Raw genomic sequence first — 12,537 nt, forward strand, 5'->3', positions numbered from 1 at the left:
TGTCTGGATCAGCAGCGGAGCCGCCTAGGTTCAACTCGCTCAGCTGCCGCTCCAGGCCCTGTTGTTGCGCACGGTACTGCCGCATGTAATCGTCCGTTGTCCCCCCTATCCCTGTCAAACTCGCGACCCAAGGGTATACGTCGGCGTTGGGATCATTTTGTTCGGGAGCATCGTAGGGCCATGCCCGGCCAGTATCGTCCATAGCGGTCTCTCCGGTCGCGGATCAAGGAAGTACTCTAGCGCCTATCGGTCGCGCCGCCGTCATGCGCAATTCATATTCAATCATTCGATCGGGACATGGTGATGCTTCCTGTCGGGGGAGCATGAGGTTTTGTGGGGCGGCTATGCGGCGAGAGCTGTTTCGTCTGGTTCGTGATTGTCGTTCGCCATACCGGGATACCATTGCTGGAAGGTCGAGCGTAGGGAGCCGTCGAAGGTCTGCGTTCGGGTTTGCAGCAGAAGATGCGCGCCGATCCTGCTCCACTGCATCTGCTGCTTTTTCGCGAACCGCTTGCTGATGACGGCTTTGACGGTTGCCTCGACGAAGGCCGAGGATATCCGCTCACCGGACCAGTAGCGTTCGCCGTAGTTGGTCAGGCCGGCACTGTTGGAAGCGATGTAGGATCGGAACTCGCCAATGGCCGTGAGGAATTTGCGCATGATCGGGTAGTCCGTTTCGAGCGTTTCCGCATCGAATTGCAGGTCGCCGATTTCCTCACCGGCACGGTACGCATTGCCATGCCAGAGGTGCCATTTGATCCTGCGCAGGGTTTCAAGCAGATCCTGTCCGGCCTGCTCATTATGGTTTTCGAGACCCTGGGCGAATTGGCGCAGGACCGTGATGCGCATGGTGATGTGGAACCGGTCGAGGACATGTTCGCTTGCCGGCGCGATCATCTCGGCAAGCGAGCGGACTTCTTCTCCTCCGTCGATGATGAAGGTGATGTCCTGATTGGCCTGAACACCCTGCTTTTTAAGATGGTCAAGGATACGCCGCTGCGGCTTGCGATCGTACGACAAAACCCATGTAACGGGCACCTCCGTCCCGGGTAAGGAGCGGCCGACGATCAGTTCGAAGTTCTTCTTTCGATCGTTGCGGTCACGGATATACCCTGACTGATCAGGACACTGGCGATGTCTCTCAAGTTGAGCCACTACTCGAGCAGATTGGCGGTCCGGTCGGACAGTTTACTGCCGACGGCGCCTATGACGGAAAGCCAACTTACGACGCAGTCATCGATCACAGCGCTGCCGCCGCAATCGTCATTCCGCCTCGCGTCAACGCGGTCCAACCATTCGACGATAGACCTGCCGGCCAAAGGGACCAGCATATCGCCGCAATCGGCAGAGACGGCCGGATGAAATGGCAGGTCTCCAACGGTTATGGACAAACGCTCGCTGGTCGAGACCGCCATAGGGCGATACAAGTCCACCATCGGGCGGCGTTTGCGGGCACGGTCGCTTCCAGTTCAGCAGACAGAAGTCGCCATCGGCTGCGCCGTCCTCAACCGCATGCTTGCCTGCGCACGCCCGAAATCGCCCGCCGCAAGGCGGCCACGGCATAGTCTGCCGCTTCAAAGATCGACATCCCCTCAAGTCCGGACCCATGCACCAACGCCCCTCCGTATGGCTGCATATCAATTTCGCATGCCACATGAAGCCTGATCATCAGCTAAGAGACACGAACTAACTGAGGCTGGTTTGGTCATGGGCGGCGCGAACCTGATAGGGCGACACGAATTGGCCATGTTCGATGTAGATCGTTTGATGAAGCCGGTCAGCGACGGCACCCCATGCGGTGATGCTCTCGATTATGATCTGAGTTTTCTCGAACTTGAGATGGCGGCGCAGGGCAAGCCCGCTCGGCAGATGGGAGATTCCGTCATAGCCGCGGAGGCTCCCGATTGGCGTCAAGTCTGGCAGCTTGGCCTGGAGCTCGCTACCCGCACAAAGGACCTGCGCGTCGGGGTCCTGCTAACCCGCTCCGCTCTCAGCCAATTCGGCTACCCCGGCCTTCGCAACGGCCTGGAGCTGCTCGCTGGGTATGTGGAATCCTATTGGCCGGAGCTGCATCCGCGGCCAGACGTAGAAGACTCTGGCGATCAGACGGTGCGCCTTAACGCTTTGGCAAATCTCTGCAATCCCTCCGGGCTTATCGCCGAGGTTTGCCAGGTTCCCCTCACCGCGTCCAGACAGTTTGGCACCTTTACGCTGCGCGATTGGATAGAGACGCAGCGATCTCAATCGAGCGACATCGATTCAGCGACCATCGACCTCGCCTTCGGGGACACCGAGCACGCCCTCCTCTATCAACTCGGGGCGAATCTCGACGCCAGCCTTACGGCTGCGACCAGCCTAGACGCCCTAATGAACGAGCACGTCGATATCATCGATGCTGTCCGATTCGAGCCCCTCATTTCGGTGCTCCGTCAGGGCAAGGACGTGGTAAGTCGCCACCTGAAAATCCCTCAATCCGAAACCGCTATGCAGCCCCTGCTACCAGGAGCCGAGGCGCGCAATCCGGAAGAGATTCGCGGCCGCAACGATGTCATCAGCATACTCGACGGTATCTGCCGCTGGTATCAAGTGAACGAGCCGGCCAGCCCCGTGCCAGCCTTGCTTGAGCGGGCGAAGCGACTTGTATCGAAGGACTTTATGGCTTTGCTCGAAGAGCTCGCGCCGGATGGAGCTTCTCAATACCGCTTGATCGCGGGTCTGGCGGCACACTCGGGGGCATGACCTCGGATCTCGAAGGCTAACATGAGGACAACCGAAGAATGGCAAAGGCAAGCAGTCAGAAATTCATCAACCGAAATCGCCCCCCGCGGGTCCAGATCGAATACGACCTAGAAACCTACGGCTCCCAAAAAAAGGTAGAACTTCCCTTCGTGGTGGGAGTCATGTCTGATCTCGCCGGCAACCCCGCCGAGCCGCTGCCCCCAGTGGGCGAGCGCAAGATGATGGAGATCGACATCGATAATTTCGATGATCGGCTCAGATCGCTAAGACCCAGGGTGGCGATGCGGGTACCCAACCGTTTGACCGGCGAAGGGCAATTGGCTGTCGACTTGACCTTCGAGTCGATGGGCGATTTCTCGCCGGCAGCCGTGGCGCGCAAGGTGGGAAGCCTCAACGCGCTGTTGCAGGCCCGCATGCAGCTCTCCAATCTACTAGCCTACATGGACGGCAAGATGGGTGCCGAGGAACTGATCGCCCATTTCCTCGGCAATCCAGCGTTGCTCAGTAGTCTCAGTGGAGCGCCGGAGAACGAAGCGCCTGATGAACCAGCGGAGGCAGCCCTGACCTCCTTTCCAGAGACGCAGGAGGATTGATTGTGACGTTCGTAAGCTCAATACCTGCCGAGGTGCACGCCCCGTTTGTCGATCCCGAGGATTTCGTCGTTCTGCTGCAACGCGAGTTCAAGACGCATTCGGATCAGGCCCGCAACGCAGTGGAGAATGCGGTCAAAACTCTGGCTGACCAAGCCCTCCGACACACACCGCTAATCAGCGATGATGCCGTTGAGACGATCCAGTCAATTATAGCATCGATCGACGACAAGCTATCGGAACAAATCAACGAGATACTCCATCACCAGGACTTTCAGGCGCTGGAATCGGCTTGGCGGGGCCTGCATCACCTTACGTTCAACACCGAGACGGACGAGACGTTGAAGATTCGCGTTTTTTCCATTTCCAAGAAAGAACTGTCTCGAACGCTGCGAAAGTACAAGGGAATTGCCTGGGATCAGAGTCCTTTGTTCAAGAAGATCTACGAAGAGGAATATGGGCAGATTGGCGGCGACCCCTTCGGATGCTTGGTTGCGGACTACTACTTCGACCACAGCCCCCAGGACATCGATCTGCTGACGGGGATTGCGCAAATTGCCGCGGCAAGCCACTCGCCGTTTATCTCAGCGGCCTCCCCGCATCTGCTGCAGATGGATTCTTGGCGCGAACTTGCCAACCCACGCGACATCACGAAGATCTTCCTAACCCCTGAGCACGCCGCCTGGCGAGCTTTTCGCGAGAGCGAGGACTCCCGGTATGTGGCGTTGACACTTCCACGCGTGCTCGGGCGGCTGCCCTACGGCGCTAGGACCAATCCAGTCGATGAATTTGCCTTCGAAGAGGACACCGACGGCAGAGATAGCGCAAAGTATCTATGGACGAATGCCGCCTATGCCATGGGTGTGAACATCACGCGGTCGTTCAAGCTCTACGGCTGGCTGTCTAGAATCCGTGGTTTCGAATCCGGTGGCCTGGTTGAAGACTTGCCGGTGCACACGTTCCCCAGCGACGACGGTGGCGTCGACCTCAAATGCCCAACGGAGATCGCGATCAGCGATCGGCGGGAGTCGGAGCTCTCCAAGAATGGCCTTTTACCATTGTTGCATCGGAAGAACACACAGCTGGGCGTATTCCTCGGCGCCCAGACCGTCAACAAGCCAATCAGATACGCAGACCCGGATGCCTCGGCGAATGCAGAGCTCAGTGCGAGGCTACCCTATATTTTTGCGACCTGCCGCTTTGCCCACTATTTGAAGTGCATGGTCCGCGACAAGATTGGCGCGTTCAAAGAACGGCATGACGTCGAGGAGTGGCTGAACCAATGGATCCAAGGCTATGTTCATCCCTCGCCGGAGTTGGGGAGCGAAGAAAGCAAGGCGCAACAGCCGCTCTCCTCAGCAGAGGTCAAGGTCGATGAGGTCGAAGATAATCCCGGCTATTACACCGCCATATTCTATCTGCGACCACACTATCAGCTCGAGGGCCTTACTATCTCTCTGAGGCTGGTGTCACGGCTACCCGCGGCCCGCAAGGGCTGAGCCCTTACGCCGCCGCCACAAGCATAAAGTCCGCTTTCATACCACGCCGGTTCGGGACCATTCCGGCCCCCGATCCGAAACCGCCAGATAGAGGAATTTGGAATGGCATTCGATTCAGTTATGATTTTCACCCAAGCGTCCAAGGATGGCATCCAGCCGAAGGGCGAATCCATTATCCTGAAGAACGGTATCACGCTTGGCGACCAATGGAGTTTCTCAATGGAGAACAAGCTCAATATCGGCCCTCACACCGCAGGCGCCGGGTCGGGTAAGGCCGAATTCGAGGTCTTCACCATCAAGAAGCAGGTGGATAAAGCCTCTGCTTGGCTGTACGTGGCATGTGGCCGCGGCGTCCATTTCAACGGCGTCGAGCTGAAGCTATTCAAATCGACGGGCGCCGGGCTGGCGACGGCCAGTTCGAACCTGTTCTTACACTGGACCTTCAATATGCTTGCGATCGAGAAGGTCGAGTGGGCCTATGCTGAAGAAGCTCCGGAGGAGACGATCACCTTCCGATTCGGCGCCTGCAAGGCCATTTACTACGCGCAGGACGATAAGGGTGCTCTTACCAAGGCTGGTGAGGGTGTCTGGAACCAAATCGCCAACAGTACTGACTTCAATATGCTCGTCGCCTGACAGCTTGCAGATCGGCGTGCGTTCTGGGGCTCGCCATGCATTCGGGTCCCGGATCGTTGCTCAACATGTGGAGATTGAACATGGTTGTCACTGCCAAGTGGGACCTGATCCAGCCATCCCTTCTCGACCAGCTAACGGATGACGAGCCGCGCAGCGCGTCCGAATCGTCGAAATTTTCCAGCTTGTCGCTGCGCCAAGTGCAAGCAATGATCCTTCGCGACGTGTCGTGGCTGCTTAATGCAAACCAGTTGGCTGCAACCGTAGACCTGCAGTCCTACCCCCACGTGGCATCCAGCACTCTCAATTACGGTATCCGGCCCTTTGCCGGGCACATCGTCGATGGCCTCGACGCTGCCTCGCTTGGACAGGAGATTGCCGACAGCTTGCAACGTTTTGAACCTCGGCTGCTTGCCGTCAGTGTCAAGGTCACACCCCTCGCTGAGGCCGACCGCAACGGCTCTCTTGGCTTTAGGATCGAGGCCGACCTCTTGGCAGAGCCAGTGCCGCTGCGGATTGTGATCCGCACCGAGCTTGACCGGGAACGCAAGACCGTCCGCGTTACCGATCTAGGTGCAGAGATAAGCTGATGGACCCAAGGCTCCTGCGATTATACAATGATGAGCTTGCGTATATGCGGGAGATGGGAGCTGAGTTTGCCCGCGCATTCCCAAAGGTCGCCGGCCGGTTGGGAATGGAAGCAGCGGGGGTCGCCGACCCTTATGTCGAGAGGCTGCTAGAAGGTTTTGCCTTCCTGGCGGCGCGGGTCCAGTTGAAGCTGCAAGCCCGGTTCCCGGACTTCACGCAGCACTTGCTGGAATTGGTCTATCCGCATTTTCTGGCGCCCATCCCGTCGATGACTATCGTCCAATTCGGGCCGGATCCACTGGCCGGACGGTTTGAACACGGATATGTGGTGCCGCGCGGAACCAAGCTGCTGGGCCAACTCGCTTCGGATGCGATCACCCATTGCGAGTTCCGCACGGCGCACGATGTCCACCTCTGGCCGATTGCGGTGAGTGCTGTAGATTATTACACGACGCCGGCGCAAATTTCGGCCCTGAATCTTCCGCCCCGGCAAGATGGGAAGGCCGCGCTGCGACTGCGCCTTCGGACAACCAATGGCATGCCGTTCAAAAATCTCGGGCTGAGGGCACTGACACTCTACCTCGCCGGCGCAGGTGGCGTCGGTGCAACAGTCGCCGAACAGCTTATGGGCGATGCTTGCGCAATTGTCGCCCGGCCCGCCAGCCCGCCGCCCCCCTGGCAGGAGAAAATTCCGCTCGGCCAACTGCGGCAGTGCTGTCTGGAGCCCGACTTCGCTCTCCTGCCCGAGGTTCCCCGCTCCTTCGACGGGTATCGTCTGCTTCAAGAGTATTTCGCCCTTGCGGAGCGAACCTTGTTCCTCGAGCTCGGCGGGCTAGCCGACGCCGTGGCGATGTCGACGACTGAGAGCCTTGAGATCGTATTCGTGCTCAACCGTGCCGAGCCACGGTTGGAACGTCACCTCGGAACCCAGAACATCACCCTGTTCGCAACGCCGGCGATCAATCTTTTCGAACGCCAGGCGGATCGCATTCACTTGAGCGACAAGAGCTACGAGCATCATCTGGTTGTAGATCGAATGAGGCCGCTCGACTTCGAGGTTCAGTCGATCCTCGAGATGAGCGGCGAAGGAGAGAGCAGCGAAGCGGCCCCCATTCAGTTTTTTCCATTTTACAACATTACCGCCCATGGACGGGAGGTGCAGCACTCCAGCTATTATACAGTCAGGCGCGAGCGTCGCCTGCGGTCCCAGCACCAGCGTCTCAACGGTGCGAGGAGTGATTATGGCGGCACCGAGACTTACATCTCAATTGTGGACCGCCGGGCGGCTGCCAATTCGGTGAATCCACGGCAGTTGTCGGTGCGGTGCCTTTGCTCGAACAGGCATCTACCGCTTGTATTGCCAATCGGTCATAAAGAGACAGACTTTACACTCGAAATCGGAGCTCCGGTTACCGCCACGCGATGTCTGTCGTTGCCGACCAAGCCGCGTCATTCCTTCGCCACCGGCGATGTCGCGTGGAAGCTGATCAGTCACCTTTCGCTGAATTATCTCTCGATCACGAATTCCGACAATAACGGCCATGGCGCAGAGGCGCTGCGAGAACTCTTGCGCCTGTACGTCGATCCGGACGATGCTTTCGCTTCGCAGCAGATCGACGGAATACGCGAAATCCAGTCGCGACCGATAGATCGGCGGCTGCCGGGCGGCGGACAAGCTGCGGTCGCACGTGGAATCGAAATCAGCGTCGTCCTGGATGAAGGGGCTTTCGAAGGCGTCGGCATTTTTCCCCTGGCCTCCGTGCTCAACCAGTTCTTCGCCAAGTATGTTTCAATCAACAGCTTCACCGAGATGGCTGTCTCGACATTGCAACGCGGTAAAGTGATGCGATGGCCACCGGCGATTGGTCGCCGGACGATCCTCTGATGCCAGACTCTCTCGCACATTTTCTGAGTGCAGTAGCGGCCGAGCCGCATGCTTACGATTTCTTTCAGGCTATGCGAGTCGTCGATGCAATCTGCTCAGATCGCCCCAGGCTTGGGGAATCAAGCCGACCGGGCTTCGATCGGGTGCGGATTGGACAGCAGCCCGCGCTGGCCTTTCCGACCCGATCCATCGCTCGCGTGGCCGAGGCTGGAGAGGGCCATCCCGCCAGTATTTCCACCTACGCCTTTGGCCTATTTGGGCCCAACGGTCCGCTGCCTTTGCATCTGACGGAGTACGCGCTTTTAAGGCAGCGCAATGCCGGCGACAACACGCTGGTTCGGTTTGCAGATATCTTTCATCATCGCTTAGCCTCGCTCTTCTTCCGTGCCTGGGCGGAGAGCGAGCCGACCGTCAGCCATGACAGGCCACAAGAAGATCGCTTTGCCCTGCAACTCGGTGCCCTCGCCGGTTTTGGAATGAGGTCTTTCCATGGCCGGGACGCCATGCCAGATCTAACAAAATTTCACTTCACTGGCCGTCTCGCCTCGCACGCGCGCAATGCCGAAGGGCTAGTCGCTATCCTCAACAGCTTCTTTGTGGCCCCGGTCGAAATCCGTGAATTTATCCCCAAATGGGTTCAGTTGCCGCTGGGCGCGCGCTCCCTCCTCGGCCGTGACGCAGGCACTGCCACACTTGGCAGTACAGCCGCTGTCGGCGGCAGGATCAAAGTCTACCATCATCGCTTCCGCGTCATTATCGGCCCGCTCGGCTTGGCTCAGTACGAGCGGCTTTTGCCGGGGACCTCCGACCTTAGAACTTTGGCCGAGATTATCCGAAACTACTTGGGAGATGAACTGGACTGGGAGGTCAATCTGATCCTGCGACAAGAAGAAGTGCCGAGACTCCGGCTGGGACATAGCGGTAGGCTCGGCTGGACGAGTTGGATCGGCGAGCGCAAGACGCGACGTGATGCCGACGAGCTGACTACGGCGCCGATCGAGCTCTGCCGAAGGCGCCCCGAACTTTCCGCAGCAATCTGAGAGGGTCGATTATAATGGGCTGCATGGATCTTACTAGCGATCTCTATGTACTCTGCAATGCAAATACAATCAAAAGTTGTTCAGCATCCCGCAACGTCCGCGACAGTATTTTTGTTGAGCTGTTTGAAGACCAGCTCAGTGGCGCTGCCCAGCCGGATCTCTGGAAGATTTTACGCGGTTTCGGCGTTGATCAAGGCATCCTCGCTTTCGAGAACGCTTTGACGCCAAGTAAGCATCTCCAGCCCAGCCGATATGGAAGAGCCGTACGAGCAGCGGGGCGTTATTGATATGCGCCGCCAGATCCCCTCCCCGGAGAGCGGCGGTGGGCGACCAACGGACAGGCTCATCATCGATTCCCGTCATTGCGCGCTCCATCGTTTTCCTTGGTGGCGCTCCGGCCGCGTCTTTAGAGCCAAGTCAAAGTACTAAGGTGCTCTTGCATCTCAAGCGCGGAAATCTCCTATGGTCCAGCCTACAATTGAAAATCTGCTGAAGCACAATCGATTTGCCGCAGTTACGTCGGCGGCACTCCAGCCGAACGAGATCATTTTTCGACGGCTAAGAGGCACCGAACGGCTGGGGGAACCTTTTCTCTATGAGGTGAAGCTCGCCACAGCCAATCCGGTTCAGAACTTCGCCAACATTCCCGGACAATTTTTGACAGTCGGCCTTAAGCTGAAGGATGCGGGAACGCGCTTCTTCAACGGCCTCATCACTCGACTCGAGTATCTCGGCCTGGACGACACGGAGCACCTCAACTACGTGGCGGAGTTGCGGCCTTGGCTTTCGCTGCTCGAATATCGTACCAACAGCCGAATTTTTCAGGATAAAACCAGCATTGAGATCATCACCAAAATTTTTCAGGAGCACAAAGGCAATTTCAAGAATCGGACGATAGGGCGGTTTCCAAACCGCACCTTCTGCGTGCAGTACAACGAGACAGATTTGGCCTTCGTCAGCCGCCTAATGGAGCAGGACGGCCTCTACTACTATTTTGAACATGGGGAGAATCGACACGATCTGGTGCTGGTCGACAACCTTTCGAGCCACGAGGCATGCAAGCCTGAGGCTGTGGAGACCCACCACAATCTCAGGCCCGCCCGAAGTCTCCATCGAGATGATGTTATCTTGCATTGGAACGAAGTCGTGTCACTGCAGTCGAACAAGGTCACTCTCAAGGACTACGACGATGAGAAGCCAATGGCAGAACTTACCGCTGTCGCGCGCACCCCTTCCGTGCGTATCGGCGGCATTCCTCCTGGAAAGAGCACAGTGGGTGCCGGTAGCCGTCTTTCTGGCGCCGCTGTCGTGGAATCGGAGACGGCGACTGCGGACGTTTGCTCAGCTGTACAGGAGACGTTCATCTATCCTGGAGGCTATAAGGCAAAAAGGGAGGGCGACTTCTACGCCACGATCCGCGCAGAAGAGCTTGCTTGTAACGCCTATCGGGCGCGTATTGAAACTACAGCTCGCCAAATCAAAACGGGAGTAGTCTTCAAGGCTGCAAACCCCTTCTATTACGGCGATTTGGGTGCGCGCCCAAAGGCTACCCAGCGCTTTCTGGCGGTCGGGAACGAATTCACGGTTTTGGGGGAAGTGGGAGACCGTCCAACGGGCGCGGTCACCGCCGACCAGCGCGCTGAGTGCTTCCTCTATCACAGCACGGTGGAGATCATCCCCGCGAGCACTCAGTATCGCTCCCCGCGCCGCACACCGGTGCCGGTGATCAAAGGACCGCAGACGGCGATCGTGGTGGGCCCAAGCGGCGAGACAATCACGACGGATCAGTACGGCCGCATCAAGGTCCAGTTCTTCTGGGACCGCGAGAGCAACAAGGACGAAAACAGCTCTTGCTGGATCAGGGTAGCCCAGAACTGGGCCGGCAAGGGGTTCGGGTGCCTTCTAATTCCAAGGATCGGCCAAGAGATCGTAGTAAACTTCCTCCACGGCGACCCTGACCGTCCCCTCGTAACCGGGGTCGTTTACAACGGGTCCAACCTGCCTCCTGAAAACCTACCGGTCAACAAGTCCCGCTCCACCTTCCGAACGCACACGGATCGAGGTACAATTGCGGATTATAATGAGCTACGGTTCGAGGATAGGCAGGGTTGTGAAGAGGTCTTTCTGAAAGCGCAGAAGGACCACAACGTTCAGGTTGGAAACATCTATGCCATCGACGTCACGAAGCAATACCTCCTGACCTCAGCCTCAGCTGCGGCGACGTTTGGTAGCAGTATCGAGGTGACACCTGACAAGATATGCCTCTCAGTGATGGGCGCAAGCGGCTCCCAGGCAATCGAAATCAGCGCAGCCGGCATCACTCTCATGAACGCTCAGCGAGCCTCGATCAAGGTGTCGGGTGCTTCGGTCATCATCAACGACGAAGCGCTTGTGGTGACCTGATGCCTGGTCCTGTCCTTCACAAAGGAACGGCCGCGACCTGCCCCCACGGCGGCAGCCTCAATATAATGGCTGCCTCGCTGCGCGTCTCCGTCTCGGGCATGCCCGTGGCGGTCTTGACTGACCAAGGCGTCGTTGCCGGCTGCGTCTTTACGCTTCCGAACGGTAAACCGCAGCCCTGTGTGACCACACGGTGGCTCGCCGCCGCTACGCGGGTCTTGGCCAATGGTCAGCCAATCCTCATCAATCCACTTGCCGCTCTTTGTCTCTCGGCAGAACAAATTCCCGGCGGGCCGCCGATCATCGCCTCCAGCCAGATACGGGTCATCGCGACATGAGTTCGCCTTTCCCTGCGCCGCCATCCGCGAGCGGTGCGGCCAGGGCGGCCTGGCCGGATCACCCGGACACGTGCGCGTTCTGCCTTGAACTGTTGATCATAACTGGCTCGGGTGAGCGCGTCATTTCCCCGACCTTCGACTCGCCCGGACATGCATTGCTTTTTGCCGCCGGCAAAGGGTCGGTCTCCGTTGCGCTGGGAGGCCGCACTCGAAGCCGCCGTCATGCAGGAGCTCCGCAAGCTGAGTCGGCGAAACCTGCTCGTCGACTTTGACGACGCGGCGGGGGGGATGTGTTGCAAAGTTTTTGGTAACGAGGCGCATGGCATTGGGCTCCGGTGTTCCCCGGAGAGTTGAGATGTTCAAAGGCCGCCATTTCGACCAATCTGTGATCTTGCTTTGCATTCGCTGGTATCTGGCCTCACATGGGCTTCTTGGGGTCAAGGATTAAATTCAGCAACGCATGAGCAGAACTCCAGGACTGTTTCGGCATCCAAGGTCTGAGCCCGATTTGCATGACCGGTCGTCTCCGAGCACGATCAACCTCACATGCGGTCGCCGTTCAGTACGGCTGCACCAATATCCCGCTTGCGGCGGGCAAGGGCTCAGGAGGATGAAACCATTCTACAAAACGGGCATTCAGGCCATGCCAGGTATCGGTTCATCCACCTGGATCGGCCAGGACTGATCGGGTCCTGGCGGATTACGGGATTAGGGTCAAACAGAGCGTTGGTGCATGGATCCTTTGTCAACGGTTTGGCGATAGGCAGGCAGGATCGAAATCAGCTTGATGCGAGTGCCATGCCGTACAAACACAACGCAGATCGT

11 protein-coding genes and 2 pseudogenes are annotated in these 12,537 nt (G+C 58.1%); 11 read left to right on the top strand and 2 right to left on the bottom strand.

Annotated features, from left to right (window positions below; translation table 11 throughout):
* Positions 1–202: hypothetical protein (locus NKH05_RS32210; protein WP_353016887.1), on the bottom strand; the 202-nt coding region annotated here is incomplete at its 3' end.
* A 140-nt stretch (positions 203–342) separates the two neighbouring features.
* A pseudogene (locus NKH05_RS32215) lies at positions 343–1,113 on the bottom strand (ISKra4 family transposase); the annotation flags it as partial.
* On the opposite strand from NKH05_RS32215, the pseudogene NKH05_RS32220 reads away from it, so the two are divergent.
* The 11 genes and pseudogenes from NKH05_RS32220 to NKH05_RS32270 form a co-directional block, all read left to right on the top strand.
* A pseudogene (locus NKH05_RS32220) lies at positions 1,107–1,539 on the top strand (transposase); the annotation flags it as partial. The pseudogenes NKH05_RS32215 and NKH05_RS32220 overlap by 7 nt on opposite strands.
* A gap of 207 nt (positions 1,540–1,746) precedes the next feature.
* A complete protein-coding gene (gene tssA / locus NKH05_RS32225; RefSeq protein WP_353027038.1) occupies positions 1,747–2,739 on the top strand; it encodes a type VI secretion system protein TssA in 993 nt (330 codons plus the stop codon).
* A gap of 38 nt (positions 2,740–2,777) precedes the next feature.
* Positions 2,778–3,332, top strand: a complete 555-nt coding sequence (gene tssB, locus NKH05_RS32230) for a type VI secretion system contractile sheath small subunit (protein ID WP_353017800.1) — start codon at positions 2,778–2,780, stop codon at positions 3,330–3,332.
* 2 nt (positions 3,333–3,334) lie between these two features.
* Positions 3,335–4,828 carry a type VI secretion system contractile sheath large subunit gene (gene tssC / locus NKH05_RS32235; RefSeq protein WP_352608171.1) on the top strand — a complete coding sequence of 498 codons (1,494 nt, stop codon included), beginning with the start codon at positions 3,335–3,337 and terminating at the stop codon, positions 4,826–4,828.
* Between the two features lie 102 nt (positions 4,829–4,930).
* Entirely contained in the window at positions 4,931–5,464 is a 534-nt protein-coding gene (locus NKH05_RS32240) for a type VI secretion system tube protein Hcp (RefSeq protein WP_352608173.1), read from the top strand.
* A gap of 80 nt (positions 5,465–5,544) precedes the next feature.
* Positions 5,545–6,051, top strand: a complete 507-nt coding sequence (tssE, locus tag NKH05_RS32245; protein ID WP_352608175.1) for a type VI secretion system baseplate subunit TssE — start codon at positions 5,545–5,547, stop codon at positions 6,049–6,051.
* On the top strand, positions 6,051–7,934 hold the full coding sequence (gene tssF / locus NKH05_RS32250; RefSeq protein WP_353017802.1) for a type VI secretion system baseplate subunit TssF: 1,884 nt from the start codon (positions 6,051–6,053) through the stop codon (positions 7,932–7,934). The genes tssE and tssF overlap by 1 nt, the downstream gene beginning before the upstream one ends.
* Positions 7,898–8,974 carry a type VI secretion system baseplate subunit TssG gene (tssG, locus tag NKH05_RS32255; protein WP_352608179.1) on the top strand — a complete coding sequence of 359 codons (1,077 nt, stop codon included), beginning with the start codon at positions 7,898–7,900 and terminating at the stop codon, positions 8,972–8,974. Before tssF ends, tssG begins: the two co-directional genes overlap by 37 nt.
* A gap of 23 nt (positions 8,975–8,997) precedes the next feature.
* On the top strand, positions 8,998–9,261 hold the full coding sequence (locus NKH05_RS32260) for a hypothetical protein (RefSeq protein ID WP_352608181.1): 264 nt from the start codon (positions 8,998–9,000) through the stop codon (positions 9,259–9,261).
* A 175-nt stretch (positions 9,262–9,436) separates the two neighbouring features.
* Positions 9,437–11,377, top strand: a complete 1,941-nt coding sequence (locus tag NKH05_RS32265) for a type VI secretion system Vgr family protein (protein WP_353017804.1) — start codon at positions 9,437–9,439, stop codon at positions 11,375–11,377.
* Between the two features lie 65 nt (positions 11,378–11,442).
* The gene (locus tag NKH05_RS32270; RefSeq protein ID WP_353017806.1) at positions 11,443–11,712 is read left to right on the top strand and encodes a hypothetical protein; all 270 of its coding nucleotides are present in this window, start codon (positions 11,443–11,445) and stop codon (positions 11,710–11,712) included.
* The last annotated feature ends 825 nt before the right edge of the window (positions 11,713–12,537 follow it).

It is taken from the genome of Mesorhizobium sp. M1399 (assembly GCF_040317735.1).
Classification (GTDB): Bacteria; Pseudomonadota; Alphaproteobacteria; order Rhizobiales; family Rhizobiaceae; genus Mesorhizobium.